Consider the following 26797-nt stretch of genomic DNA (forward strand, 5'->3'; position numbering starts at 1 on the left):
CTGATGTTTTGATTTACTTTATATAAGTTTATGCACAGCTTGTATAAAAATGTCTCCTCTTTCTTCAAATGTTTTAAATTGATCCCAGCTTGCACATGCTGGAGAAAGAAGAATTACATCGCCATCTGTAGAATGAGCATAAGCTTTCACTACAGCTTCATCTAAAGTATCGACACTTTCAATTGTATCTAATCCCGCTTTTTCTGCAGCTCTTACTAATTTTGGAGCTGTTTGTCCAAATGTTACAATCGCTTTAACATTTTTGAAATACGGAATTAAATCATCGAATTCATTTCCACGATCTAGCCCACCTGCTAATAACACAGTCGGTTGTGTAAACGCAGATAAAGCTTTCTCTGTCGCTAACATATTCGTTGCTTTTGAGTCATTATAAAACTTACGGTTGTTTATAGTTGTTACGTATTCTAAACGATGTTTTACACCTGTAAAACGTTTTAAAACTGCCGTAATCGCTTCATTAGAAACACCCAATAATTTTGAGATACTCATCGCTGCTAAAATATTTTCTAAATTATGTTGACCAGGTAAAACGATATCGCCTACTTCAACAACTTTTTCACCTTTAAAATAAAGAGCATTATCTTTTATACACGCACCATCTTCAATTTCTTTCGTTGTTGAGAACAGTACTTTTTGACCTTTACTATAAGCAGATAAAGCCATCACATCTGCATCATCTGCATTTATTACACTATAATCATTTTCTGTTTGGTTTTTAAAAATATTCGCTTTTGCTAAACCATATTCTTTCTTCGTCCCATGATAATCTAAGTGGGCCTCAAATAAATTTAAAAACGCAGCAATTTTAGGTTGGAACAATTCTACTCCCATCAATTGGAACGATGAAAGTTCTGTAACTACAACTTCATTTTCTTTCGCATCCTGTGCAACTTCACACGCTACAGTTCCAATATTCCCTGCAATTACGGGATGCTTTTGTCCTTCTTTTAGCATTTCAAATGTAAGCATTGTCGTCGTCGTTTTACCGTTAGACCCCGTAATCCCAACAAATGGTGCTTCTGAAATACGATATGCTAATTCAACTTCCGTAACAATTGGAATTTGCTTTTCTTTCGCAGCAACTAATATTGGATTAGAATACGGGATTCCTGGATTTTTTACTACAAGAGAAATATTTCTCTCTAATAATTCTAAAGGATGACCACCACATACAACATCCATTCCTTTTGCTTGTAATTCTGCAGCAAGTACATTCTCTGCTAAAGGCTTTCCGTCATTTACAATAACATTTGCCCCTAACTTTTGTAACAATGTAGCTGCTGCATAACCACTTTTTGCAATGCCTAATACAAGAATATTTTTATTTTGAAATTCAGTTACAGTTTTCAATTACATCCACACCCCGATATAAATTCCTAACACAGCTAATAAAAATCCTACAGACCAAAACGTCACAACGACACGCCACTCTGACCAACCACATAATTCATAATGATGGTGTAGTGGACTCATTTTAAAGACACGTTTTCCTGTTGTTTTAAATGAAATGACCTGAATAATAACCGATAAAGTTTCCATTACGAATACTCCGCCAATGATTACAAGTAGCAATTCTTGTTTTAATAAAATCGCTACAGCTGCAATGGCTCCACCTAAAGCTAATGAACCTGTATCTCCCATAAACACTTTTGCTGGATTCGCATTGAATACTAAAAATCCAAGTACAGCTCCTACAACTGCCATACAGAATATCGCTACTCCAAATTGCTCTTGTGCCACAGCAATAATACTAAATGCTCCAAATGCAATAGCAGCAGTTCCTGATAATAAACCATCTAAACCGTCAGTTAAGTTAACTGCATTTGATCCACCAATAAGCATAAATAGTACAAGTACAAAATACGCCCAACCTAATTCAAACTTAACATCCGTTCCCGGAATCATGATGTATGTGTGGAACGCTTGCCCTTTTCCAATTAAAAAGAACGCAATAGCAATAACAAGCTGACCTACTAATTTTTGTTTTGATGTTAAACCAAGATTTCTCTTCTTAACTACCTTTATGTAGTCATCTAAAAATCCAATCAATCCGTAACCAAATGTCACTAATAGTAATAACGATACCTCTGCACCTAAATGATTAAACTTAATCGCCATAATAAGTGAAGTTACCATCATAGATACGTATATGACGATACCACCCATTGTCGGTGTCCCTGATTTTTTTTGATGTGATTTTGGTCCCTCATCACGAATACTCTGTCCGAACTTTAATTTTCTTAAAAATGGAATAAACAATGGCGAAAGGGCAACAGAAATTAAGAATGCTACCCCAGCCGTTACTAATAAACCTTGCTCAAGCACATGTAGTCCTCCTCTCACGTTGTTACTCTTCGTTGTTTAAACGCTCTGTAATTGCTTCTTTAGCGATTTCACGATCATCAAAATGATGAACATCTTTACCAATAATTTGATATGTTTCATGACCCTTACCAGCAATAATGATAATATCTTCAGCTTTTGCGTTAGCAATTGCATGGTATATCGCTTCTTTTCTATCAATAATTACTTCATAATTATTTCCATTTGCACCATGTACCATATCATCTAAAATAGCTCCTGGCTCTTCACTTCTTGGATTATCTGAAGTGTAAATGGCGTGAGTTGCATATCGTGTTGCAACACTTGCCATGATTGGTCTCTTCGTTCTATCTCTATCACCGCCACAACCGACGATGCAATATACGTCACCTTTTGCAAACTGTTTTGCTGTTTTTAATACATTTTCTAAGCTATCTGGTGTATGTGCATAATCAACAATAACTGTATAATTTTGTCCACCATCAACTACTTCAAAACGTCCTGGAACTCCAGCTAGTTCCTTTATTACATCAATGATTGTTTCTAAACTTACACCAGAAACAAGTCCTGCCGCTGTCGCAGCTAGTACGTTATATACATTAAATTTCCCAATTAATTTCATCGTAACATTTACACTCTCATACGGTGTTACAAGCGTAAATGTAGTTCCACCACTTGTCATAACGATATCTTTTGCCATAACATCACTTGTTGTATCAATTCCATACGTTACAACAGTTGCTGCAGTACTTCTCATATATTCCGCTGTTACAGCATCATCGTTATTCAATACCGCGTATTTTTCACGATTATGATTATAACTATTGCCAAGTTGCGCAAATAGCAACCCTTTTGCATGTTTATATTCTTCCATCGTTTTATGATAGTCTAAATGATCTTGTGTTAAATTTGTAAACACTGCGACATCGTAATCACATCCGTGTACACGGCCAAGATCTAAAGCATGTGATGAAACTTCCATTACTGTGCTATCCACACCGTGTTCAACCATTTTTGCAAACGTCTGTTGAAGTGTTAGTGCATCTGGTGTTGTATTTTTCACCTCAAATGTTTCATCACCGATTTTCATATTAATCGTTCCAATTAGCCCGGTTTTATGACCATGTGCGCGCATAATCTCATCCATAATATGCGATGTTGTTGTCTTTCCATTTGTACCTGTAATACCGATTAAATGTAACTTGTGTGTTGGTTGACCATAAAAATAATCAGCTAAAACCGCTAACGAACGAAAAGTATTTTTCACAAGTACAACTGGAACGTCAACATCAATTGGTCTTTCCGCAACAATAGCAGCCGCTCCTTGTGCCGCTGCTTGCTTAGCAAAATCATGGCTATCAACCGTATATCCTTTCATACATACAAATAAGCTTCCTTCTTTCACTTTACGTGAATCAGCTTCTATAGATGTGATTTCTGGATTTTCTTTTGGAACAACTGGAAAATCATGCAAACATGATACAAGTGTATGCAACTTCATTTCACTAAACCCTCTCTACATTGTGTATTTATCTCTTTTATTAATAAGCAACACGTTACCTCCTAATTATGTAAAATAGGAGGTAAGTGCTACTGTGTCTAATAAATAGACCTATTTATAACCGAGACTCTTGCGGTCTCAAATTAAGTAACTCTTCTATAAAGAACTCACTTCCACCAATTGTACCATAAAACGTACTAGGTTACCTTTAATTCCCGAAGTAAATTCTAATTTTTGAGCCTTCTTTCACTTTAGCTCCTGCTTCTGGGGACTGTTTAATGACTTTCTCTCCATCTCCGCTTATATCAAGCTTCAAATCAACGAGTTGCGTCTGTAAGTCTTTCTTTTTCATACCAATTAAATTTGGAACTTCCACAGTTGGTGTATCGCCCCATTTATATTCTCTCTCAACTTGTTCTTTTCTCGGTTTCACTCCCATAACAGGAAGTGCATCCCGCAGAATATTTCCAACAATTGGAGCTGCTACTACTCCACCAAATTGCGTTACACCTTTCGGATTATCAACAGCAACATATACAACAATTTCCGGATCATCTGCTGGAGCAAAACCGATAAAAGATACGATATAATTATTCTCTAAATATTTACCATCTTTCACTTTTTGGGCTGTACCTGTTTTTCCGCCTACACGATACCCATCAATAAAAGCACCTTTACCAGATCCCTTTGCTACAACATTCTCTAATGCATACCGAACTTTTTCTGAAGTTTCCTTGGAAATAACTTTTCTTTTTTCCACAGGTGTCTTTTTACTTACAACTTGATTGTTTTTCGGATCAATAAATTCTTTAGCTATATACGGTTGATACAATGTTCCACCATTTACAGCTGCTGCTACCGCCGCCACTTGTTGAATTGGCGTAACAGAAACACCTTGACCGAATGAAGTTGTTGCTTGCTCGACTGGACCGACTTTGTCTAAATTAAATAAAATCCCACTACCTTCACCTTGCAGGTCAATTCCGGTTTTTTGTCCAAAGCCAAAATTACGAATGTATTTAAACAATCGATCTTTACCAAGACGATCACCCAGCTCGATAAATCCTGGGTTACAAGAGTTTTGAACTACTTCTAAAAACGTTTGGCTACCATGACCTCCTGCTTTCCAGCATTTCAATCTTGCTCCACCAACTTCAGCTGCTCCATCATCATAAAACGTATCTTTCTCTAAGTCTACTAAATTTTCATTCAAAGCTGCGGCTAACGTAATGATTTTAAATGTTGAACCAGGTTCATACGTACTCCATACTGGTAAATTTCTATTGTACACTTCTGGAGAAACACTTTGAAAATCTGCCGGATCAAAACTCGGCCGACTCGACATACCTAAAATTTCACCATTTTTCGGATTCATCGCAATCGCAATCATACCATCTGGATTATATGTCGACTCTGCGATATTCATTTCTCTTTCCATAATTCTATTAATACGTGCATCAATTGTTAAGCCTAAATTCAAACCAGCTTCTGGTTTTTTGAAATCATCGCCAACATTAGGCATCCTTTGCCCTTTTGCATCTGCAAAAAAGCGCACATGACCTTCATCACCATTCAGTTCTTTATCATAATATTTTTCTAGTCCCATAAGACCTTGGTTATCACTACCTGCAAACCCTAATACATGTGATAAAAAGTTGCCAAATGGATAGTACCGGATAGAGTCCTCTGCGATATAAACACCTTTCAAACTTAATCCTCTTACCTCTTTCGCCTTATCATGTGATATTTTCCTTCCGCCTTTATCTAACCTTACAATTGATTCTTTTTTTGTAATCCTCTTATAAATCTCATCTTTTTCCACACCTAATACTGCAGCTAACTTCTCTGCAGTCTCTGCTGGTTTTTCAATTTGCCTCGGTACAACAAAGACAGTTGGAGCACTTTTATTCGTGGCAAGTTCCACACCATTTCGGTCTAAAATTTTTCCACGTTCAGGTTCAAAAGTAATATTACGACTCCATGAATCTTTCGCACGATCCGTTAACATATTCCCAAGAAAAAATTGCACATATCCAAGACGAATATCGATGATAGTGAAAATAAGTATACCTGATATGAGTATAAAAATAAGTCGTTTTCTAACTGTTACATTTGATACACGCATATTGGAACAAGCCTCCCTTACGCCTAGCTTGTTCCAATATATGCTTGTACTTATTTAATTAGAACTTCTTCTCTTTTACCATTACGGCTTTTCTGCTTCTTGTTGTGGTTCAAGTGGCGGTACAAGTGTTACACCTAACTCTGTACCAGGTTGCAACAATGTTCCTTCTGGTACACTTTGTTCGGTTACGTATCCTGTACCAGTAGGTTTTAGATTAAGCTTTAATGTTTTTGCTAAATTCATAACATCACGAAGTGCCCAGCCTTGTATATTTGGCATTGTAGGTTTATCTCCCACTAAGAAGACTCGGTCACCCTTTAATGTTTGTTCAGTTGCTTTCGGTACTTGATGCTGTACTTTCCCTTCACCTAATACGATTGGGCGAAGTTTTGCTTTATCAATGGCTTTTTTCGCTTCTTCCATCGTTTTTCCCGTTACATCTGGAACAGCAGTTTGCTGCTCTTTCACATATTTCTTCGGATCTTTCACTTCATTAGGCTTAATCTTTAAATACTCTAAACTATTCTTCGTTACATATTTAAAAATATCAGCTAAAGGTTGTGCGCCGCTCTCATCATCTTTCAATTTCGGCTTTTTAACAGCTACATACACAACAAGTTGCGGATTGTCCATAGGTGCCATACCTAAGAATGAGAATATATAATTCTCTCTTCCCGTCATATAGCCTCCTTTTCCATCCGGAATTTGCGCTGTTCCTGTTTTACCACCAACTGAATAGCCATCGACTTTATAAGCAGTTCCTGTTCCTTTCGGCGATGTAACAACGCGTTCTAATAACTGTCTTACTTGCGCTGCTGTCTCTTTTGTAACAGGTTTTCCCACTTCTTCTGGTTTATGTTCTAATTTTACTTCCTCTGTTATCGGATCTACAATTTTATCAATTGTATAAGGTTTCATCATTTTCCCATCGTTCGCAATAGCAGTTGCAGCCTGTACAAGCTGAATTGGTGTTACAGTAGAACCTTGTCCAAAAGCTGTTGTTACTTGCTGTATTTGCTGATCGAATACAATGGTATTTGAACCTTCACCAGGTAAATCAATATTCGTTTTTTCATCTAATCCGAAAGCATGGATATATTTCCGGAAACGGTCTGGACCAAGTTTTTGATCCCCTAAAATAGCAAACGCTACGTTGGAAGAGCGCTCTACACCTTCATCAAATGTGATAGATCCCCATCCAGCACCGCCATTATGATCTTTTATTTTGCGGTTCCCGACTTGATATGTACCAGACTGATAATAATCTTGTCCCTTATACACACCTTCATTAATAGCTGCTGCTAGCGTAAAAATTTTCATTGTTGATCCAGGTTCAAATGCATTTGCAATTGCGTCATTATAAAAATAATTATTATTCTCTTGGTTCGGATCATAACTAGGCTTACTAGACATCGCTAATATTTTCCCTGTTTTTGGATCCGCAACAATTCCTATTAAGCTTTCTGGCTCATAATGTTTACTCGCTTCTTTCATTGCATCTTCTAAATAACTTTGAATACGCTGGTCGAGTGTTAAATATACATTATCTCCATTTTTAGGTGCCTTCACATTCACTTTTCCACCGTCAAGAGATACGCCTCTACGATCGCCTGTATAAGCTACCTCTCCATTGGAAGCACCTAAATACTTATTCAAACTCTTTTCTAAACCAAATTGACCTACAGCGATTCCCTTTTCATCAGGTCTCGCATGACCTACAACATAAGATGCAAAATCACCGTTCGGATACACTCTTGCATTTTCAGTAATAAAAGATATACCTGGTAATTTCAATGCTTCTATTTGTTCTTTCTGTTCTTTCGTCAAGCCTTTACCTAATTTCCCAAACTCTACTTGACTTCTACCCTCTTTATTTAAAGTAGCTAAAATCTTCTCTTCATCTTTTCCGAGTACGCCCGCAATTTTCTTAGCAGTATCCTCTTTATTCTCAACAGGCTTCGCACCTTTTAATTCCGCTACAAGTTTATAAGAGTTTGCATCTTGTGCTAACACATGGGAATTTTGATCATAAATCGTCCCACGATTCGCTTCCAGAACTCCTGTTTTACTATGTTTTTGCTGAGCGAGTTTATCCAAATCCTGATTATGCACTGTTCCTGTCGCTTGTATGTAAAAAAATCGGGCTAATAACAGCAAAAAGAGCAGGAGGAATAAAATCATAAAATACCCTGCTCCCTTATTGGTATGAAATTTAGTCATATTTCTCTTCATTTTCCCTTCACACCTATTGCCTTATTTGAGGCCTTTCACATTATTCGCATTAATTTCTAGCCCGTGTTTTTTTGCAACTTCAGCGATTCGTTCATAACGACTTAACTTCTCTACTTCAGCCTGTAACTCTTGATTTTCTTTTTGCTGCTGTACAATTTTTTGTTCTATTGTCGCAGCTTCTACATTAACTTGATAAAGGCCTGCTTTATTTCCAATAAACGCTACACAGGCATACAATAAAAAGCCAATAAACGCTACATACAACAGTTTTTCGATTCTTGTAATCTTCGCTTTAGCTTTTGGTTGAACCATCTGCTGTGGGGGCGTTTGAATCTGAACCTCTTCTTGCGCTTGTTGCTTGTACTTTACAGCTAAGTTACTCATACCTCTCTCCCCTTTTTATCGTTTTTCAGCGATTCTCAATTTCGCAGAACGCGCTCGATTATTTTCTTCTAACTCTATATCAGAAGGTAAAATCGGTTTTCTTGTAATAAGCTTTAATTTCGGCTTAAATTCATCAGGAATAATTGGTAATCCTGGTGGCAATTGTGGCGTTGTACTATTTCGCTTAAACGTCGTTTTACAAATACGGTCTTCTAAAGAATGGAATGTTATAACGCTAACTCTTCCGCCTGGCTTAACCATCTCAATTGCAGATTCCAACGCTTCTTCAAATACTTTCAATTCATCATTTACCGCAATACGGATCGCTTGGAACACTCGCTTCGCAGGATGTCCACCCGTTCTACGAGCAGGAGCTGGAATACCCTCTTTAATTAGTTCTACTAATTCCCCTGTCGTTTCAATAGCTTTATTCTCACGATACGCTTCAATTTTTCTTGCTATTTGTTTTGAAAATTTCTCTTCGCCATACTGGAAGAAAATTCTTACAAGTTGTTCATATGACCAACTATTTACAACATCATAGGCTGTTAATGGGGCATCTTGATCCATTCGCATATCTAACGGTGCATCATGATGGTAACTAAAGCCACGCTCTGGTGTATCTAATTGCGGGGATGAAACACCTAAATCAAATAAAATACCGTCTACTTCTGTTATACCTAATTCCTGTAGTTTTTCAGATAGGTAACGGAAATTACTCCTTACTGTTATGAACTGCTCACCGTATGAAGAGAATTTTTCTTTCGCATTTTGAATTGCTATCTCATCTTGATCAAACGCGATTAATCTTCCGCCTTCAGTTAATTGGGATAATAAATAAGAACTATGTCCTCCTCCCCCCAGTGTACAATCTACATATGTACCACCTGGCTTTATATCTAAGCCATCTACTGTTTCCTTCAAAAGCACTGTTACGTGATTAAACATTGTTGCACCTACTCTTTTTCCAATTAATTATGTTGAATGTATCTCCTCCTCTAAACGCATATTTCACGACTAGAGAACGAAATACTATGAAAGAACGACTCATTTAACTTGCCTACAAAGGCAGCATACTATACAAATCGCCATTTTCTTTTATTATATACTAAATTTTATCATCTTTTGCGGGAATTTAAATAAAAAACTGTCGAAAAAGATAATAATACGTTTACATTTTGTGCTATTTTGTCATATATTTAAGTATCCTGCATAATTACGATATTAGCTTTTTTAAAATTAATAATTCAGAAAAATTTCACTTCACAGTAAATTCAACGGAATAAAAATAAAATCCTGCTCCTAAGAGCAAGATTCTATAGTTTTATAACGTGATGTTTTCCATTCCAAGAGAACGGTTTTTCCATTACATGATCAACGAAATCTAAACCGAACTGATTTAAATAGTAACATACATTCCACACACGCTCTTGTGGCGCTCCCAATGGGCGTAGTGCAAATTGTATACGACGGAATTTATTTAGTTCCACTTCATGTTTTTTCTCAACATTTCTTTTCAACATTCTTTCCAACAGTTCAATTTGTTCATTAATTTTGAATTCGTTTTTCCCTGCAAACGAACTTAATCCAGGATCTATTTTCTTCACAAACTGTTGTAATGACTTATGAATATCAATTATTTCTTTTTTCGCCTCTACAAATCGTTCATCTATCGGTTCCTCTATTTGATTAGATAGCCAGTTTTCACGCAACTTATCTACGTTATTCAAAAACGGGTCACTCTCTTGCAATTGTAAATCGTGTAAATCTGTCGCTATATCCCTCTCAATATAAGTAATTGTAATACGAGGAACGACAGGAGGCATTCGGAAGCCGATAGTATGGAAGACTTGTTGTAATTCACTCCAGTAAGCTAATTCCCCTGGACCTCCAATAAACGCCAACGTAGGAAATACATACTCTTGCATAAGAGGGCGCGTTACAACATTATTACTAAAGCGCTCTGGGCTTCTTTCCATCTCTTCAATCAATTCCTCATATGAAAAGGAATACGTCCCATCTTTCCCAACAAACTTCCCTTGATTGTCTTCAAGCAACACTCGCTCATTATCAATTTCCATAAATATATGTACTGCATTAGACTTTGTTTCAATAATTGGCTTATATCCTAATTCTTTAATTACTTCCTGTTGGTTATGAAGCCCCTCTTGCACTTCTTTATACTTACTTACAATTTGTTTAAAAAACGGCACTTCTAATTTTCTTAATTCAGGATGATGCGAATCGACAAGAATTAAACCAGAATTCATGAACATTTTCATAATAAGGTGACCAAAGAAATCTACATACGTATTCGATTTCCGTAAAGAATCATCAATAAATCGCAGTACATCCTTTGTAAAATTCGTTTCAGGGTATGTTTTAAAAATTTCTTCAATCCACTTTCTACAGTCTTCCAAAGAAAGCTCAGACTCTGAAGCACTCGCCTTTTTCGGATTACGATCATGAAAAATGGTCTTTTTTATTTTTTTATTCTTCGTTACAAAAGTATGATTAATTTCATCCATATCATGGTCTTCACCAGCAATCCAGAAAACAGGAACAACTTTAACGCCTAAACTTTCTTCCTTTTCCTTCGCAAGCTGTAAAACTGAAATAATTTTATGAATCGTATAAAGTGGCCCAGTTAATAACCCAGCTTGTTGTCCAGCTATAACAACATATGTATCTTCATCTTCAAGCGCTTTTACATTTTGAATTGTAGCTTCTCCCGCTTGTAATTTTGTATTATATTCTAATAAATGCGCTACTAAATCTTGGCGGAAAAACTCCCTCTCACGCAAATCTTGTACACGCTGTTTAAAAGCATCTTCTGTTAACATATAATCAAAACACGACTGTATCTCTTTTTTACCGTTCATATAGTCCGCTACAACACCTTGTTGCGGAACAGAGATTTCTTTTATCTCCATATAATTCTTCCTTTCGTATCCTGTTCTCTCACCAATCCACATTGTAGTCAATGTTTCACGTAAAAGCAAAGAATTACACTTATACTTTTACTTCTAACCCTTTTATTGCATCGAACAAAAATTGAAGTGTCGGAACGGATCGTTGCTGTTTCTTAGCTTCTTCTAATACATATCCAACAATCGCACCAATCTCTGTTTGTCTATTCGCCCTTACATCTGCCAGCATAGATGATGTATTATGAGATGTTCTTTCACATACATGACGTACCATTTCCCATACCATTTCTTTTTCTTCTTTAACGAGAAAAACGACTTCCTTGAATACTTGCTCCATCATCTGATAAAAAAACGGGTTCGTGATCAATTCTCCGTTCTTGACCTGTAATAATGCCGTCAATGGATTGATACATACATTCACTACTAATTTTTTGTGCATAACATCCTTCCAATTATCTTCTATTCGAATTGGAAAATGCGGAAAAGGAAAGCAATTAAATATTTTTTCAAAATGTATAGACCGACCGCGCACGATTCCAAACTTCGTTACACCTATCCCTGTATGATAAACGGTATGTCTTTCTTCTTTTTTCGCACCATGCTCTACAATTCCAACTGCAATATTTTCATTCTCTATTTTCTGCATAGCATGAAGGTGTGACATTCCGTTTTGCAAAAAGACTACTGAGGATTTCCCTCGCACAAAAGGTAGTATGTCAGTTATATGATATTGCTTAACAGCAATAAATATATAATCTAGCTGCTGGTCTAGCATGCTTTCTATTGGTAATACTGGCGGGAATACCGTTTCACGTTTCCCCTCCCTAATACAAGTTACACCCGTTATATTTAATTCGTCAGCCTGCTTAGCTGTCCTTGTAAACAACGTAACATCTTGATTACTTTTTTGTAAATAAAATGTATACAATAGACCAATAGCTCCTGGTCCCACAACTCCAATTTTCATTTTCACACAAGGAACTCATTTGAACACGATACATAAGTCCCTTTTTCCCCTCCTCTTTTATTCCGCGAACCCCCGATTCATACGGAATCATAATTAACTAAAGATGATCAAATGCCACCTCTTCTTTCAATATGTATATACTACTTATTACTATACTTCTACTCTTAGTTTAGCAAATCCTCAAAAAAATAATAAAAGAAATACACTATCATCTTCATAAAAATAAAAAAATGAGTTATAATATTATTATAAATATTTTCACTTTTCTGCATTCAATGAGACAAAAAGGATGTGATGTTATGGGATTCCCAAAAGTTGAGCGCTTGCTCATCAATTATAAAACATTAGACGAGTTTAAAAAATTTAAAGGCTGCGGAGCTCAAGAACTATCCATGTTAGAAGAATTACAAGCAAACATTATTGAAAACAATAGTGAATCTCCATTTTACGGTATTTATTACGGTGGATCACTCATTGCACGTATGAGTCTATACATGAAAAGGAACGGCGGGGAACCATTCGAAATTACAGGTACTTACCTAGAACTTTATAAACTTGAAGTATTACCAACTTTCCAAAAACAAGGATTCGGAGAAATGCTTGTAAATTATGCGAAGGGACTGCAGTTCCCAATTAAAACGATCGCACGTATCCATTCAGCTGGTTTTTGGGATAAATTAAATTTCCAACCTGTGTCAGTACCTGATGGTGATTTTTACGTTTGGCACCCAGAAACAAATTTGAATGCGGTTACAAATGAAGAGTCTGCATAAGAAATAAAAAAACAGCTACATAGCAGCTGTTTTTTTATTTCTTTAACTTCTCTAATTTCCCATTCGAACGAGCGCTATTTCTTTCCGCTACCATTACACTTCTTTTTTGATCGATATAATCAAGCAATGTTCTATATTCTTCCTCATATACTGATAATCGCTCCAACAGGCTCTCTTTCTCTGTTTGTAACGATTCAATTTGCTGTTGCAACACCACTAAAGAGTTTTCATCTTTATAATTTTGCAAGAAATCAATAACATCATTCAATGTAATTGACGTAGGTTCTAATACCTTCGTCTCTTTCACTTCATAATTTTCCACTTTACGCAGTTGCTTCGCTTCTTCAATACGTTCTTTGTATTGCTTTCTAACGTAAGAATTCCATCTAAAGCCACATGCTGCTGGTGTACGAGATAAATGTCTTCCCACTTCTTTAAAGGCAGATAATTGCGTTCCACCTTCTCGAATATGCCGGAGTACTACTTCTGCCAGAAGCAAATCTTCATCATCAGTCCAAGCATCTTGTCTTGTTGTCGCCATCTCTCTAGTCCTCCCTATGCATTTTTTATTAAACATATGCAGTTACTAGAAAAGATAGAATACAACAAATGAAGAATAAGACAAAAAAAAATAAACGTAGAAGATATCTTCTACGTTTATTTTCCCGCAATTACTTGCTGATTACTTCTTTACCTTTGTAAGTACCGCATGCTTTACATACACGGTGAGCTAATTTCGCTTCACCACAGCTTGGGCACTCTACCATACCAGGTACTGATAATTTGAAATGCGTACGACGCTTTCTTTTTACTGTTTTAGAAGTTCTTCTAAAAGGTACAGCCATTCTTCCCACCTCCTTAAAAGAAATAGTTATTTTCATATGAAGGCCTGAACCAGTCTTCCGATTATTTGTCAAAAAACTTTGCAAGTCCTGCCAATCTTGGATCAACAGGCTTTTCTTTGTCTTCTTCCGAAATCACTTGCCAGTCTTGACCTTGCGTCGGTGCTCCACCAGAAACATCATCACTGAAAATTTGCATTGGAATCTCCAAAAGTATATTTTCCTTGATTACGGGCAGTAAGTCAAGTACTTCTCCTTCTAAACAATGAATTTCAGCTTCAGTTTCAAATTCTTCTTGTGAAGTTTGGAACACCTCAGTTGTTTTAATGTCAAATGGTAATGTCACATCTACTAAAGAGCGAGAACATGGTAAAACCATGCTTCCAGTTATATGTAGATGGAACGTAAACTTACCGGAGCCAAAATCAACTCTTCCTGTTACGTGAACAGGATTAATTTCACGAATATCTTTCTCGACCTCTTTTAGCTCACTTACATCTACCATCTCATCCAATGTCAATCCTTTATTTCTCAATTTATTCAATTGATGGATGGACCATTTCATATCATATCACCTCAAGGCAACAAACAAAATTATAGCTAGCCATTTTATATTTGTCAATGTTTTTTCTTTACACCTCTAAAGATGCATTGTGTCCATTATGTGATAAAACGTGTATTCTTGTCCAGCTATATTTTCTATTTTAGACAAAATGGACATAAAGTAAATAATAAATGTGGTACAAGTTGTGGTCAGCGTGGTCAACGTGGTCAAAAGAGAGTGGTCGTTTTATTCGCCACTCTCTTCTTATATATATGATTATTAACTTTTCTTGATCTATTTTCCCGACCAACCCACACTTCTTTTAATATCCACTCTTTTTTCTATTTTATTTATCCCCGACAAAATACGACACCTCTAATTTATTAACATCTGTTATTTTTGATTTAGTAATTGTACATTTTAACAGGAGGAAAAATATGTTTAAAAAAATTCTAATACTCATCTTTACCGCCTTATGCACCCTTACTTTATCAGCCTGTTCTTCCGATAGTTCTTCAGCATCAAAAAACACTACTAAGAATGAAGCGAAAGAAATCCCGACAGAAGTAAGAAGTTTCGTTACAAATTTTAATGGTATTTTAGATGAAAACGGTAGCTCTACAAACACAGAAAAACTCTCTAAAGATTTAAAGGTTGTAAAAGAAAAAGGATATCAAGATAAGACTTTACATGTTGTTTCATTAATTGAAAACCAAAATATAAAAGATGATGGAACTGTTGAATTAGGTAATATGAAAAATTTCCGAGTTATTTTAGACGACAAACAAAAGGTAATACAAAAAATCACTTATTTAGGTGACGACCCAAATGTATTTTTATTTTCACTTGAATCGTTAAAAATTGATGCAACTAAAGAAGTAAAAGACATGTTAGAGGACATTCGTATTAAAATTAATCGAAAGGACCCAAAAGTAGAATCTGTGGCATATACCTCAAGCTATAAAATCTCTTTCACTTATGATCCTAATAGTCCAACAGCATTATTAAATTTCTCGTTTGAGAAAAATAATTAAACAAAAAAGAGCTGAGTACATATTCAGCTCTTTTATTGAAATTCTGGTACAACATAGACTTTTATAAATACATCATGATTCATTGCGAATTTTTCTAATGTTTTTTGCCTGTGTTCTGTCACTGTAAAAAAATGAATGATGGGTACTTTCCCATTGTATTTATTTTTGTAATACGTTGTAAATTCACCATATCTCTTCATTTTCTCACTGTTAATATTCATCATTTGAGTCCGATCTATTTCAACTGCATTTAATATTCCTTCTTCATCTCGGAATTTTACATCTGGAATAATCGTCTTCTTTTTATCATCTATTTTATAACGTATAGGTGTTTCTATCTGCCAGTCATCCGGACAAAACAGATAGAGCCACGCTTCATTTCTCATAAGGCTGTGTGCTAATCGAATTGTTGGTACTATTTTTTCTGTATCATCGAATAGCGCGCGCCCTTTTTTATTTAAGTAATATACATATTCTTTTTTATAAACTGTACTGTTAACAAACGTGCTTAAATCCTTTAATATACGGTTTGCATTTCTTATACCACCTAAATCATGGATAGCCATTAAATGCCTACGTGTAGCAAATTTAAGCTTTCTAATCGAGGTCAGAATCATCATCTGACGATTCAATTTGATGTGTGTTTGTATGTTCATGTTTCTCCACCTCGTATTGTTTTAGTACATTCCACATCGTTTCATTAGAAATATAAGGTACTTGAATTTCTGTTAACCGATCCGTTTTAAACAAAGCGCGTCCAGGTATACTTTTAATCGATTCCAAACCACATTCATCTATAACCACTTGAGAAGCCGTTTGTGTTGGTAATCTAAACCCAAGCTTTGCATCTGAATTTTGCTTAACTTGTCGCGGCAATGTATCTCCTGTTGGATACTGCGTACAAAAAATTAGTCTGAACCCAAGCGCCCCGCCAATCCTAGCTATATAAGAAAGCATTCTTTGACAAGCAACTAATAACTTTTGCTGCTCTTTACCCATGCTTTTATCAGGACAAAGTTCAGCCCCTTCATCAACTATAATGAAATGACGCTCTTTTATATTTGTTTCTACAACGTTTGTATAATGTCTTTCCTTCATATAGAACATTTTCTCTTCCATTTTCTCAAGAATGGTATTTAAAACTTGAAATGCTTGAATTGGCTTTTCTGCTATCGACTCAACTTGTTTTAAATTTTGATACGGTCCAAATTCTAAACCGCCTTTTAAATCGACGATATATAAATACGTATGATCTGGTTGTGCTGTAATAAGAGATGTCATTACATTCTTTAAAAATACGGTTTTCCCCATACGTGTTAAACCACCTAAAGTCATGTGTGGTGTTTTATCAAAATTATGATAAATTGTTTCTTCTAGGCTTTTCCCTATAGGTACAAGCCATTTTTCTTGTTCAACTAATGTTTTTGACCATCCCCACTTGTTAGGTATGTCTTTATGAAATACTCGAATACTTAATTTATAGTTATCATAATGAATCCGAACAGGTTTATTTAACCCCTCACTTACAACATCCTCGACCTTCTGAATAATTTTACTCGGCATACCTACAGGTAATGTGTATACATATGTTGTGCTACGATCATCATCAACTTGATTTTGAAACTTGGGATAATGTAGCTTATCTTCTCTTTTAATTGCGATTCCACTCACCTCAAAAAAGACTTGAATTTTCTTTTTATCATCATCTTTTCGTTTGAACTTATCACTTACTAATGCGTATGTTAATGCTGCTGTAGGAACTATTAGTAACTCTAACATAAACATTTCCCCCTTAAATATCCTATAAGGATATCATTGCACTCTTTTAGAATATAACGGGACGGGCCTTTTCTTATCCCCTTCCTGTTGTCCTGACCTTCCACATTGTATTCCTTTATAGAAATGCAACTAGAACATAACGTAGAAGGTATAGAAACGAGCCTGTAATTGTTGTGTACAAGGTTACACGTGGAAGCCAATATGGAACACTTCTCCCCATTTTTTCTGCTGCCTTCATAGCAATTACTGACAACCCTGTTGCTGTCCAAATAATTACCGCTTCCCCTGCAAGTGTCATAATTACTCCTCCTCTTCCTTTTCACGAAAGGCAATACCTTTTCTTGTAAGGACCACATCATAACAATCCATTAAAATTTCCCAGTTTAAAACATCTTCTTCCTCACCATATAAATCTTCTTCTAACACCTGCGACAAACTGAAATATCCCTTATATTCTTTTCGGTCATAAACTTCATGGTTTTTCATGTGATTTAAAATTGATTCCGTCTCTGCTCTTGATCTTGATTCATTGTACATTGACCGTAATTCCTTTGATGGGTGAAGATATGAAGTTGTGTTCAGGTGATTATACTGCCAACGCATATAAACCTCTCCCCTCTTGATGTCCTTAGTTCCACTTGGTATTCCTCGTGGTCTTGATATAGGTATATGAACTAGAAGGAAGCGTTTTGCCTGTCCTGTTAAATTTTTTTTCTAAATAAACTTAAATTGAACAGGAATGAAAAATTTTGTGTGGAAAGATATATATTTTAAGGAGGAGGTAATATGGAGTTTAAATGTAGGTTACGGATTATTTTTGCCGAAAAAGAAATAAGACAAAAAGATTTTTCAAAGACAACCGGAATCAGCCAATCAACATTAAGTGCACTTGTAAACAATACAAAACTCCCAACTTTCCCTACTGCATATAAAATTGCTAAAGCATTAAATATGTACATGGAGGAGATTTGGATTAAAGAGGAGGTGGAATGAGTTGTGTCTAAAAGAAAGAAAACCAACCTAAGAATTGTAAAAGAAATTTATGGTGATCGAAAAATAGAAGAGGTGTTTGAAGAACTTTACGAAAAGATTTATGGTTTAAAAGTTAAGGTTCGAAGGAAAACATCTGTAGAATTAGTCGCTGAAAAACAACAAGAGAAAAAATATACTCAGGAGTAATTACAATGTCAAAACAACCACCATTCAAAACATTGAATCGCATTATCGAAAACTATTATGATCCTAAAAATGGATTAATTGAAGTAGAGCAATTTATCATAGGATGCGAAGAGGAATCACTATTTGTATTAGATTACAAGGGAATTATGTATCAAAAAACATCTGCTCAAAAATATGACCAGGGTTATGAAATCTTATTACTTCCTTATACAGAACTACATTCAAATTCTAAACAAGATTTATTGCAACTATTAAAGCGTAAAATAATTGTTTATTTCACGTATACAGAAAATGATCAACAACAAGAAGATTTCGTCCCAGATATGGGAAAACAAATCTTTTCATTTATGAGTCATATGTTAAAAGGAGCACAGCAAAATAAAAGAGCAATTCCAGTACGATTTATTTTGATGGATATTGAAGCGGTTGGATTTATTCCTAAACTTCCAAAATTTATGTCTGGATGTAGAGGGTTTAATGTGGGTACCTGCTTATTTGTAGATGATAAATTAACACTTACATATGGTTATAATAAAGAACAAGTAGACAAAATGTATAATAATAGCGTGATTGTATCCATTCCATAATGAAATAAAAAAGGGTCTGCTCAAGTATGAGTAGACCCTTTTTTACAAAACTATTCTTTTATAAAAATCACTTCACGTACACGTAGGCTTCACTTGCAGTAATATAGTACGTTTTACCTTTACTATTGTGTACTTTATATTGCGGGAATCCATTTACGTTTATTTTTGCGTCAATTGTAAAACCTAAACCTGCATCTACAGAACCAGCAACATCTTTATCATGCCAAGATGGAGCATCATAGAATCGTAGATTATTAACTTTAGAAACAACGCGTTTACCTACAATAGAGGAATCCACTGTACTTTTCTTGCTAAATTTCACATAAGATGAATCATTTTTAACCCATTGTTCACCGCCAAGGTTTAACCAACCATCTTTTTCAGCCCATACAACATAAGCTTCTGGTTTGTTTAACTGTCGAATCTTAGAATAGCTTGTACCAGGTCCTTTACGTAAGTTAACGTTGTAACCTTCAATATAAGCAATACCATCTGTTACAGCTGTTGGAACTTCCGCTGGTTTAGATGGTTTCTCCGGTACAGAAACATCCACACTAGAATTATTGTATGTTCGTTGTACATCAGCACGGAATTGAGCTTCTGAAACACCATGAGACTTTAAGTAATCAAGTGGGTCTTCATGATCTGTACCACCAAGATATTTCGTTACATCGTAGTGAGTCCATAATCCTTTTTCTACTGATAATCCACGGTCACGTAAGATTTTAGCTAGTAACTTAACATATTTATCATAGCTACGTTTGAATTTCTCATAATCTCTTGTTTCGCATAATTCTATGTGAACAAATCGTTTATTTGCGCCTGGTCCTGCACCATAAGCAATGTATTTCGTATCAGCAATTTGAATTGTTTCATTCCAATCAACTGCGTAATGTACGAATGCCGAACGCCACGTACGAGACTCATACTTTTGAATATTAATAGCTGGCGCTTCAGGAGTTGCTGTAGAATGCGCTACTACGCCCTCATAAGCACCTACACCATTACGGTATGGTTGTTTAGGTAAATCAGGAATAATAAGTGTTCTATCAGCAAAAGCACTTGTTGTGACAGATAAAACTAAGATAACGGCGAAGACTACAGAAGAAATATGTTTTAATGTCTTTTTCATTTTACATCAGCATCCTTTTTCATAATTTTTGTGTGGTCAAACAGTCCACTTGCTGACAGTCCGATGATGATTCCTTGAAATACATTTGTTTTGGTGTCTCCGTCCAAAAATAAAACGCCTAGCACAATGCCAAGCGTTAAATTCAATAACGGAACATATTTTGTTTGTAATCCAATTGTTTTTACGATTTGCGAAAGACCAACTACAATTCCAATCATTACAGCTAAACTCACCATTACATACCACCTCCTTTCATTAAGAAAGTGAGAATGCCACCAACAATTCCACCTACTATAAGTCGTAAAATCCATGTAGTATTAGCGCTGATTTTATCTAACTGTTTGTTGATATTAATAATGTCCTTTTCGTTACCTGTTGTTCGTATTTCTAAGCTTTTCACTTCTAATCTTATTTCTTTAATTTCTTGCTTGATTTCTTGAACATCACTTCTTACTTCTTGTAATCCTTCCACTTTGACCACCTCATTTCAAAATAAAAAGAGAGACTTTCGTCCCTCTTTCATAAATGCATATAAATTAAAGACCACCCTTTAATATTAGCCGTATAACTGCCATCACCATTGCGCCAAGAACAATCCTTAAAATCCAGGTTGTATTGGTACTGATTTTTTCTAATTGCTTATTAATCGTTGAAATGTCTTTTTCATTAATAGTTGTACGCGTTTCTAAGTTACGAATATCTCGCATAATTTCTTTTTGTTCCGCTTTGAGTCTGTCAATCTTCGCATATACGTCTTCCATATGTTCACACTCCTCTAGAATCCTAATAGAGCAATCTTTACATACTATGAGACAACCTTTTTTACTGTGCATGCAAACATTTTCAAACAAAAGCCATATTTTGTGCAAAATAAAAAAGACCAGCTTATGGCTGCTCTGATTTCTTATTTATTAATTGTTGTAGTAATAATTCTTCTAATCGGGCTATCCGATCTTCTTGACTAGCTACTTGTGATTTTAGATTTGCTATTTCTACCTTCTGTTCCTGTACTGTTGCATCAACTTCCTGTAAACCTTTAATTCCAATGGATGCGTATGAGTACAAATGAATTCCTTTCCCACTTTCATCCACAAACATTTCATCACATTCATCTACGATTAAACCGTAGTATGTTTTAATATCTTCTGTTGTCAATGGTGGATCATTGGGACTTTTCTCTTCTCTCATCCGGTATAGTTCGTTTACAGCATTCTTATAATTAAATTGTCTAATTTTAAGACTTCTAATTTTTTCTAAGGCGGAAAAAGGAATATCACGGATATTAGATTTATACTCCCGTAATGAAGGAGTCATAAAATTCCCTTGAACAGCACCCCAGCCATTTTGAGTAACAGATGATTTCAGTTGGATAACTCCTGTATATCCTGCTGCACGGCTATTACGTATAGTTACATTAGGTAATCTTAAATCAGACTCTGTACTATTATCTTCAACAACTAACGAAGTTTGATACAACCCCGGTTTTCCTCTTCTAAAATACCACCTTCCACTCCCAGCATAAAAAACATGGTAATCGTTAGCATATAGAACACTTAATCCGATTCTTTGTAACTCCCAATACACAGATTTTTGGACTGTACCATCAACTATGCCATCGCTAATACCAATGCTTGCATAAGCCCCTGACCATCCTGCGCCTGCTTGTGACATAAATAAAGCGCCTGCTGGAGCACTAGTCTTTTCATCTGTCCCTAAAATAAAAGTTGGTTGTACGGAACCATCTGTTCTTCTGTAATGTCCTAGAAATGATCTAGCAACCCCTTTTTCATAGAGACGTATAAATTGGTCATCTAAGCTTACGTAGTTATCTGTATTTGATGTTCGAATTTGGCAACCACTTAGCATTCCCGCTTTAATCCACTCAGCATTAACTTTACCAACTAAATCTATTCGTGCGGCATTTAACTTAATGTTTTCTTTACTCATGTTAATGGCTGCTATTACATCATTTTCTTTTACAGATATGCTAACGCCCTTTTCAGTTAACTGAAGACGAGTTTCCATATCTCTTACATAAGAGTCTTTTGCAAACTGTCCATCAGCTTGCGTTCTCGTATATACTTCTGTCTTTTTTGCTGCAGCATTGATACCCTGTTCATTAATAGTGAAACGGTTATCAATCATAGTCATCTTCTGGTTAAATTGTTCAGTTGCAAGCTTGTTAGCTAATTCATCTAATAAATCTTGTTTATTTTGATTAACTGTTTGCTTCAACTCTGGAATCTTAAACCCTGCAACATAATCCTCTACTTGTTTAAGCTCAACTTTACCTTCAAGTGCTTTTGCAGTATTTTCCCATCCAGCTTTTGCCTCTTGCAATTGTCTTCCTTGTTCTGTCTGCGTATTTTGTATTAAAGAGACATTTTGTTTAATGGTAGTTGCATCTTTTTCTACAGTAGCAACACGCTTATCAAATCCACTTTGATTGTTTTCTACTGTTGTTATTGTTTCTTTGATACCATCTACACTTTTTTCAATATCGATTGTTTTCTTAGTGAATTCATTTAACGACACTTTATCAGCGTTTGAAGTGTCCCAGTCAGTAGCTATGGTACCTTTTTCTATTTTAAGGGCGTTAACTCTAATCCATGCATAACCGTTTGTTCCTGTTAACTCACGCTTTGTTCTACCACCAATAAGAATAAACACTTTGTCATCGTCCTTAGTGGCTGTAAATGTGAATTTAACTCTATAGTAATTGTTGTTCTCTCTATCGCTTATTTTAGCAACGAACGGGAATGACAGTATGTCTATATCTGGTATCCTTTGATTTGTTTTATCGGTATACATAATATAAGTGTAATCAAGTTTATGACCTAATTCACTAGTTGCAACATTCATCGAAACTGTGTATTTTTGATCCTTTCTAACAGAAAAAGTTCTTCCGTTACCTTGCACACCAAACGGCGTGTTATTCGGCACGGCTAGCTGTTTGCCACCTTCTTGTGATTCCACTAATAAACAGCGCGGATAAGGTAATGCGTCTTTTAACCCACTTTGATCTAATACGCGTACAGAACCAATTGTACTCCATCGACTCCAACCACTAGCATCAATGAATTCCGTCCCATCAATTAAGTTAGTGGCACCGACTTCTAAACCGTCAACTTTACTATTAATTTGTTCCATTCGTTCTTTTGTACGTCCAGCTTCTTCTTTAATTTCAGTTGTTGTTTTAGTTAATTCACTTGTTGTTTGCTGCACATCAGAAATTATCTTTGTTGTGCCTTCCACATTGGATTCAACTGTATTTAATTTATTAGTAATCTCACCATCTTTTTTCGTTAACGTTTCGATAGAAGTTTTAAATCCACTAGAATCTTGTTCAAACTTAGTTACTTTCTTATCGATTTCACCTTGTTTATTTTCGATATTGGAAATTGTACGGCTGACACCTTGTAAACCTTCCTGTACTTCGTTGAATTGTCCTGTAGCTTGATTTTGCGCTTCTTGAACCTTTTGATTTAACTCTGTTTTTGTGGTTTCGATATCTTTATTAACCTGATCTAATGTTTCTTTTTTTACAGATTCAACATCGGGTACAACCGATTCCCACGCTGTACCTGTCCATATTTTTAAAATACCGGGCTTTCCATTACTTATATCACGCCAAAGCGTTTTAAAAGGTTTCAGTCCTGTTGTCGGTGGATTCTTGGATTCTATAATTTCAACGGTATTATTTTTAATATTCTCTTGTACTTTTTCAGCTAGTGCTTTTGCTGCTTCTGATTCTTTCTTTGCATTACTAGCTGTTTCGTTAGCTTCTTGAACCAATTTATCTAGCTGATCTATCATTTCTTGTTTATTGCCTAGCGAACTAAGAATACGATTGTAAATCTTTCTGAATTCTTCATTTTGATTAACTATCTCACGATAATCGCCGAATTCATATTTATCTTGCGTTGGATCTGTAAAAGATTCATCTCCAGCTATTACTCGCGCTTCAAGATATAATGCCGGTGTAAACCCTGTATCTTTAATTTTGATTGTGTCGCCTTCGTTAATTAATTCGTGTTCTAGGCCGAAAATACGACCAATCGATTGTGCTTCCACTTCATAAGAGATTGAGGAATTGACACGCTTTTTCAATTCTATTTCCATAAGTGTCAGTAGACGTTTTGGAGTCATGTCTAATTCTTCTGTTTCTGGTGTATAAAAACCGAATTTATGTTGTCCGTGTTCATTCCATCTTTGAAACGCATCTGCATCTACGATATAGGGTAGACCTTTATTAATGCTTTCAATAGTGATTACTTTGTCACCTTCACCTTTTACAAATCCAACTAAAGCAGTGCAAATATTACGTGTATGTTCAATACGCGTAACACCGACTAAATCTTTTCCTAATTCTATTTCTTTGCCTGTATCATGCCCGCGTTTTTGAATCATATCTACATACCAACCGATGATTCTTGAACCTTTAATCTCAACACGATATCGAATTTCCAGTTTAAATAAAGATGCAATCTTCTTTAAAAAAGTGAGTGGGTCAATATATTCATCGATGGTCATTGTATGAAATCCAGCATATTCAGTAATTCCACGTTGCCACTTCATACCTAAAAGCGCTAAATCAATAAACTCATTAACCGTCTTACTCTCTATCCGCTGTGGTTTTATAATCCCAGATTTAGCAATTTGAATCCAAGCTCCTGAAGCATATGTGGTAATAGATCGTTTATCGGAATTTTTTTCAGTCTCTGTAATAATATATGGTACGATTCTTCCATCGCGAACTTCTTTTAAAACAAGATTCTGTTGTTGTAACGTAACTGCATGGTCTGTTCCATCAAAAGCGGTGAAATCCAACATGTCAACATTATTTTTTAGTTCCCAATGCCGTTTGTCATCCCAATAGTCCTCTGGCTGGATAGCTGCGACTATTTGATCCGTTTTAAAATCTACAACATGCAAAATCCCACTTGGCGTTCTCATCTATATCTCTCCCTATAACTGATTGTTGCATTTACATCAGGCGGCATTATATCGATACGATTTTCACCACGTATTACGACAGGGAAATTACTAAAGATTTCTTTTATATTGATTGCATTCTTCCCGTTGATTGTGACAAGACTTTTCTCAGTATCGATAACAATTTTATCTCCAGTATCAAAGATATATGGTTGTGCATTAGATGGAACTTTGTTTACCTTCCAAATTTTCAAATCATCAATTTGTATTTCCTTAACAGGCTCGTGATTATCCCACTTGCAAATCGCAATCATTACTTGTGCAATTTTACGTTCTGTCATCGGATTTCCTGTTTCATCAATCCAACGTTCTACAAGCGAAGCACCATCTTTTTCTGTACCATCTATAAACTTAGCCACATATACAGACCACACCTTCCCCCGCCTAGCGATACGCAAACGCCCTCGGAATTGGTTAAATGTAGTCGAATAATATCCACTTGTATCAACTAATTTTCGAAAACTATTTGGTGTTCCACTATTTCCAATTTTCATATGTGCCCTTGTAATTTCAGCAGTCGCATATAGATCATTCATATTGATGCGGGCTACCACATTACTAGCCTCATCTAGAAGAAGAACTTCAACTCGACCCATTTCGCCTATATTTTTGGATTTTAAAGTCATCCATGCCTCCATTTCAAAGTCTTGTAATGGGCCACCCGGAATGTTTTTCTTGGCTATAGCACCGTAGAATCCTACCTCTTTTCCGTAATCTTCACAATACAGCGCATAACCACCCCGCGATTTAAAACTCCCTGTTCCTTTCATATCATCGAATTGTCCAGTAACGGGTGTCCATCCTATAGGAGTGGCCATTTCATCCCACATGACTCTTTCTCGTTCTTGTACCGTGGTTTCTTCCACAGTCAGAGGGTAGCCTATTCTGAAATAATCACGATTATTCGGATACTCTCCAAACCATACATCTAAAAAGGTACTTGGTTTTTTCACCGTCATTTCAATTAACGCTGGAGCTTCTACACTTCCTTTATTAGTAAAATAAGAAGTTGTTTCTGTAGACCACTCTTGCGTAAATTTGTGAGTATTTGTTTTCCCTAATTTATACGGCATTGGACAAACAAAAGTAATAACACCTCTACCTCTATTGACTATTTCGTCCAAATCGACAGAACCATCAATTAATGCTAAATAAGTCCTGTCTAACTCATCATCAAAAATAAGTTCAGCGGGTTGCTCTGTATATAACCAATCTGCTAAATCTTCTTTTAACTTTTGTAAATCCGCCATATCTTTTTTCGCTTTCATAACAAGAGGAACGTCAATACGACGTTCCTCCGTTTCTGTATTAAGTAAAAGAGCCCCTGCGCGATGAGGGACTCTTACTAATCTTCTTTTTACTGGAGCCCATGAAGGACGTTTTCTTCCAACTAGCATTTGAATATAATCTTTTCTAATATTATTAAAAGTAAAACTAAGTTTCCCCAACG

Annotated in this window: 27 protein-coding genes; 5 read left to right on the forward strand and 22 right to left on the reverse strand. The window is 35.7% G+C overall.

The features are described 5' to 3' along the window. Positions 1-18 precede the first annotated feature (18 nt). From murD to panE, 9 genes are all read right to left on the reverse strand, one after another. A complete protein-coding gene (gene murD, locus PSR14_RS20135) occupies positions 19-1371 on the reverse strand; it encodes a UDP-N-acetylmuramoyl-L-alanine--D-glutamate ligase (RefSeq protein ID WP_000860124.1) in 1353 nt (450 codons plus the stop codon). Next, positions 1372-2346, reverse strand: a complete 975-nt coding sequence (gene mraY / locus PSR14_RS20140) for a phospho-N-acetylmuramoyl-pentapeptide-transferase (RefSeq protein WP_000893058.1) — start codon at positions 2344-2346, stop codon at positions 1372-1374. 22 nt (positions 2347-2368) lie between these two features. After that, positions 2369-3844: a UDP-N-acetylmuramoyl-L-alanyl-D-glutamate--2,6-diaminopimelate ligase gene (gene murE, locus PSR14_RS20145; protein ID WP_000766300.1), complete on the reverse strand. Its 1476-nt coding sequence runs from the start codon at positions 3842-3844 to the stop codon at positions 2369-2371. A 208-nt stretch (positions 3845-4052) separates the two neighbouring features. Then, positions 4053-5969 (reverse strand): stage V sporulation protein D, encoded by a 1917-nt coding sequence (locus PSR14_RS20150; RefSeq protein ID WP_001266227.1) that lies wholly within the window; start codon positions 5967-5969, stop codon positions 4053-4055. 81 nt (positions 5970-6050) lie between these two features. Further along, positions 6051-8150 carry a penicillin-binding protein gene (locus PSR14_RS20155; protein ID WP_000600106.1) on the reverse strand — a complete coding sequence of 700 codons (2100 nt, stop codon included), beginning with the start codon at positions 8148-8150 and terminating at the stop codon, positions 6051-6053. A gap of 72 nt (positions 8151-8222) precedes the next feature. Beyond that, the gene (ftsL, locus tag PSR14_RS20160; RefSeq protein WP_000067081.1) at positions 8223-8585 is read right to left on the reverse strand and encodes a cell division protein FtsL; all 363 of its coding nucleotides are present in this window, start codon (positions 8583-8585) and stop codon (positions 8223-8225) included. A gap of 15 nt (positions 8586-8600) precedes the next feature. Beyond that, positions 8601-9533 (reverse strand): 16S rRNA (cytosine(1402)-N(4))-methyltransferase RsmH, encoded by a 933-nt coding sequence (gene rsmH, locus PSR14_RS20165; protein ID WP_000481790.1) that lies wholly within the window; start codon positions 9531-9533, stop codon positions 8601-8603. A 368-nt stretch (positions 9534-9901) separates the two neighbouring features. Next, positions 9902-11518: a bacillithiol biosynthesis cysteine-adding enzyme BshC gene (gene bshC, locus PSR14_RS20170; RefSeq protein ID WP_073535856.1), complete on the reverse strand. Its 1617-nt coding sequence runs from the start codon at positions 11516-11518 to the stop codon at positions 9902-9904. Positions 11519-11597: 79 nt separating this feature from the next. Continuing rightward, a complete protein-coding gene (panE, locus tag PSR14_RS20175) occupies positions 11598-12488 on the reverse strand; it encodes a 2-dehydropantoate 2-reductase (protein ID WP_000782392.1) in 891 nt (296 codons plus the stop codon). A gap of 293 nt (positions 12489-12781) precedes the next feature. On the opposite strand from panE, the gene PSR14_RS20180 reads away from it, so the two are divergent. After that, entirely contained in the window at positions 12782-13255 is a 474-nt protein-coding gene (locus tag PSR14_RS20180) for an N-acetyltransferase (protein ID WP_000506707.1), read from the forward strand. Positions 13256-13289: 34 nt separating this feature from the next. On the opposite strand, the gene PSR14_RS20185 is transcribed toward PSR14_RS20180, so the two are convergent. The 3 genes from PSR14_RS20185 to PSR14_RS20195 form a co-directional block, all read right to left on the reverse strand. Continuing rightward, positions 13290-13796 (reverse strand): RsfA family transcriptional regulator, encoded by a 507-nt coding sequence (locus tag PSR14_RS20185; protein WP_000246478.1) that lies wholly within the window; start codon positions 13794-13796, stop codon positions 13290-13292. A gap of 130 nt (positions 13797-13926) precedes the next feature. After that, positions 13927-14100 carry a 50S ribosomal protein L32 gene (gene rpmF, locus PSR14_RS20190; protein ID WP_001984764.1) on the reverse strand — a complete coding sequence of 58 codons (174 nt, stop codon included), beginning with the start codon at positions 14098-14100 and terminating at the stop codon, positions 13927-13929. A gap of 61 nt (positions 14101-14161) precedes the next feature. After that, complete coding sequence (locus tag PSR14_RS20195) at positions 14162-14662, reverse strand: DUF177 domain-containing protein (RefSeq protein WP_000872145.1); 501 nt, start codon at positions 14660-14662, stop codon at positions 14162-14164. 416 nt (positions 14663-15078) lie between these two features. On the opposite strand from PSR14_RS20195, the gene PSR14_RS20200 reads away from it, so the two are divergent. Next, a complete protein-coding gene (locus PSR14_RS20200) occupies positions 15079-15675 on the forward strand; it encodes a hypothetical protein (RefSeq protein ID WP_098486962.1) in 597 nt (198 codons plus the stop codon). 32 nt (positions 15676-15707) lie between these two features. Here PSR14_RS20200 and PSR14_RS20205 read toward each other — a convergent pair whose 3' ends face one another. The 4 genes from PSR14_RS20205 to PSR14_RS20220 all read right to left on the reverse strand — a co-directional run bounded on the left by PSR14_RS20205 (position 15708) and on the right by PSR14_RS20220 (position 18057). After that, positions 15708-16331 (reverse strand): replication-relaxation family protein, encoded by a 624-nt coding sequence (locus tag PSR14_RS20205; RefSeq protein WP_001025814.1) that lies wholly within the window; start codon positions 16329-16331, stop codon positions 15708-15710. Continuing rightward, on the reverse strand, positions 16273-17454 hold the full coding sequence (locus PSR14_RS20210; RefSeq protein WP_098486961.1) for an FtsK/SpoIIIE domain-containing protein: 1182 nt from the start codon (positions 17452-17454) through the stop codon (positions 16273-16275). Before PSR14_RS20210 ends, PSR14_RS20205 begins: the two co-directional genes overlap by 59 nt. Before the next feature lie 115 nt (positions 17455-17569). Next, positions 17570-17752, reverse strand: a complete 183-nt coding sequence (locus tag PSR14_RS20215) for a hypothetical protein (protein ID WP_000170771.1) — start codon at positions 17750-17752, stop codon at positions 17570-17572. Positions 17753-17754: 2 nt separating this feature from the next. Next, complete coding sequence (locus tag PSR14_RS20220) at positions 17755-18057, reverse strand: hypothetical protein (RefSeq protein WP_001267635.1); 303 nt, start codon at positions 18055-18057, stop codon at positions 17755-17757. Between the two features lie 183 nt (positions 18058-18240). Here PSR14_RS20220 and PSR14_RS20225 point away from each other — a divergent pair, with 183 nt between their 5' ends. The 3 genes from PSR14_RS20225 to PSR14_RS20235 are packed head-to-tail and all read left to right on the forward strand — an operon-like array spanning position 18241 to position 19220. Beyond that, positions 18241-18447: a helix-turn-helix transcriptional regulator gene (locus PSR14_RS20225; protein ID WP_000394503.1), complete on the forward strand. Its 207-nt coding sequence runs from the start codon at positions 18241-18243 to the stop codon at positions 18445-18447. A 3-nt stretch (positions 18448-18450) separates the two neighbouring features. Next, entirely contained in the window at positions 18451-18633 is a 183-nt protein-coding gene (locus tag PSR14_RS20230; protein WP_000044279.1) for a hypothetical protein, read from the forward strand. Positions 18634-18638: 5 nt separating this feature from the next. Next, positions 18639-19220 carry a type IV secretory system conjugative DNA transfer family protein gene (locus PSR14_RS20235; RefSeq protein WP_000043395.1) on the forward strand — a complete coding sequence of 194 codons (582 nt, stop codon included), beginning with the start codon at positions 18639-18641 and terminating at the stop codon, positions 19218-19220. Between the two features lie 67 nt (positions 19221-19287). On the opposite strand, the gene PSR14_RS20240 is transcribed toward PSR14_RS20235, so the two are convergent. The 6 genes from PSR14_RS20240 to PSR14_RS20265 form a co-directional block, all read right to left on the reverse strand. Continuing rightward, a complete protein-coding gene (locus tag PSR14_RS20240) occupies positions 19288-20352 on the reverse strand; it encodes an N-acetylmuramoyl-L-alanine amidase (RefSeq protein ID WP_098486960.1) in 1065 nt (354 codons plus the stop codon). Beyond that, positions 20349-20588 (reverse strand): holin, encoded by a 240-nt coding sequence (locus tag PSR14_RS20245; protein WP_098486959.1) that lies wholly within the window; start codon positions 20586-20588, stop codon positions 20349-20351. The genes PSR14_RS20240 and PSR14_RS20245 overlap by 4 nt, the downstream gene beginning before the upstream one ends. Continuing rightward, on the reverse strand, positions 20588-20824 hold the full coding sequence (locus PSR14_RS20250) for a hemolysin XhlA family protein (RefSeq protein WP_029440514.1): 237 nt from the start codon (positions 20822-20824) through the stop codon (positions 20588-20590). The genes PSR14_RS20245 and PSR14_RS20250 overlap by 1 nt, the downstream gene beginning before the upstream one ends. Positions 20825-20888: 64 nt before the next feature. Next, positions 20889-21113: a hemolysin XhlA family protein gene (locus PSR14_RS20255; protein ID WP_042512257.1), complete on the reverse strand. Its 225-nt coding sequence runs from the start codon at positions 21111-21113 to the stop codon at positions 20889-20891. Between the two features lie 124 nt (positions 21114-21237). Then, a complete protein-coding gene (locus PSR14_RS20260) occupies positions 21238-25308 on the reverse strand; it encodes a phage tail spike protein (RefSeq protein ID WP_098486958.1) in 4071 nt (1356 codons plus the stop codon). Continuing rightward, on the reverse strand, positions 25305-26795 hold the full coding sequence (locus PSR14_RS20265; protein ID WP_262726879.1) for a distal tail protein Dit: 1491 nt from the start codon (positions 26793-26795) through the stop codon (positions 25305-25307). Before PSR14_RS20265 ends, PSR14_RS20260 begins: the two co-directional genes overlap by 4 nt. Between the last annotated feature and the right edge of the window lie 2 nt (positions 26796-26797).

Source organism: Bacillus sp. A01H (assembly GCF_045277205.1).
GTDB lineage: Bacteria > Bacillota > Bacilli > Bacillales > Bacillaceae_G > Bacillus_A > Bacillus_A paranthracis.

Bases quoted from the DNA above. Each gene is read 5' to 3' on its own strand.
- rsmH (WP_000481790.1), bottom strand. From the start codon at position 9,533: ATGTTTAATCACGTAACAGTGCTTTTGAAGGAAACAGTAGATGGCTTA.
- PSR14_RS20155 (WP_000600106.1), bottom strand. From the start codon at position 8,150: ATGATTTTATTCCTCCTGCTCTTTTTGCTGTTATTAGCCCGATTTTTT.
- PSR14_RS20185 (WP_000246478.1), bottom strand. From the start codon at position 13,796: ATGGCGACAACAAGACAAGATGCTTGGACTGATGATGAAGATTTGCTT.
- PSR14_RS20180 (WP_000506707.1), top strand. From the start codon at position 12,782: ATGGGATTCCCAAAAGTTGAGCGCTTGCTCATCAATTATAAAACATTA.
- PSR14_RS20235 (WP_000043395.1), top strand. From the start codon at position 18,639: ATGTCAAAACAACCACCATTCAAAACATTGAATCGCATTATCGAAAAC.
- murE (WP_000766300.1), bottom strand. From the start codon at position 3,844: ATGAAGTTGCATACACTTGTATCATGTTTGCATGATTTTCCAGTTGTT.
- PSR14_RS20195 (WP_000872145.1), bottom strand. From the start codon at position 14,662: ATGAAATGGTCCATCCATCAATTGAATAAATTGAGAAATAAAGGATTG.
- ftsL (WP_000067081.1), bottom strand. From the start codon at position 8,585: ATGAGTAACTTAGCTGTAAAGTACAAGCAACAAGCGCAAGAAGAGGTT.
- bshC (WP_073535856.1), bottom strand. From the start codon at position 11,518: ATGGAGATAAAAGAAATCTCTGTTCCGCAACAAGGTGTTGTAGCGGAC.
- PSR14_RS20255 (WP_042512257.1), bottom strand. From the start codon at position 21,113: ATGGAAGACGTATATGCGAAGATTGACAGACTCAAAGCGGAACAAAAA.
- PSR14_RS20260 (WP_098486958.1), bottom strand. From the start codon at position 25,308: ATGAGAACGCCAAGTGGGATTTTGCATGTTGTAGATTTTAAAACGGAT.
- PSR14_RS20245 (WP_098486959.1), bottom strand. From the start codon at position 20,588: ATGGTGAGTTTAGCTGTAATGATTGGAATTGTAGTTGGTCTTTCGCAA.
- PSR14_RS20220 (WP_001267635.1), bottom strand. From the start codon at position 18,057: ATGCGTTGGCAGTATAATCACCTGAACACAACTTCATATCTTCACCCA.
- PSR14_RS20240 (WP_098486960.1), bottom strand. From the start codon at position 20,352: ATGAAAAAGACATTAAAACATATTTCTTCTGTAGTCTTCGCCGTTATC.
- rpmF (WP_001984764.1), bottom strand. From the start codon at position 14,100: ATGGCTGTACCTTTTAGAAGAACTTCTAAAACAGTAAAAAGAAAGCGT.
- PSR14_RS20150 (WP_001266227.1), bottom strand. From the start codon at position 5,969: ATGCGTGTATCAAATGTAACAGTTAGAAAACGACTTATTTTTATACTC.
- PSR14_RS20215 (WP_000170771.1), bottom strand. From the start codon at position 17,752: ATGACACTTGCAGGGGAAGCGGTAATTATTTGGACAGCAACAGGGTTG.
- PSR14_RS20200 (WP_098486962.1), top strand. From the start codon at position 15,079: ATGTTTAAAAAAATTCTAATACTCATCTTTACCGCCTTATGCACCCTT.
- PSR14_RS20225 (WP_000394503.1), top strand. From the start codon at position 18,241: ATGGAGTTTAAATGTAGGTTACGGATTATTTTTGCCGAAAAAGAAATA.
- PSR14_RS20210 (WP_098486961.1), bottom strand. From the start codon at position 17,454: ATGTTAGAGTTACTAATAGTTCCTACAGCAGCATTAACATACGCATTA.
- PSR14_RS20205 (WP_001025814.1), bottom strand. From the start codon at position 16,331: ATGAACATACAAACACACATCAAATTGAATCGTCAGATGATGATTCTG.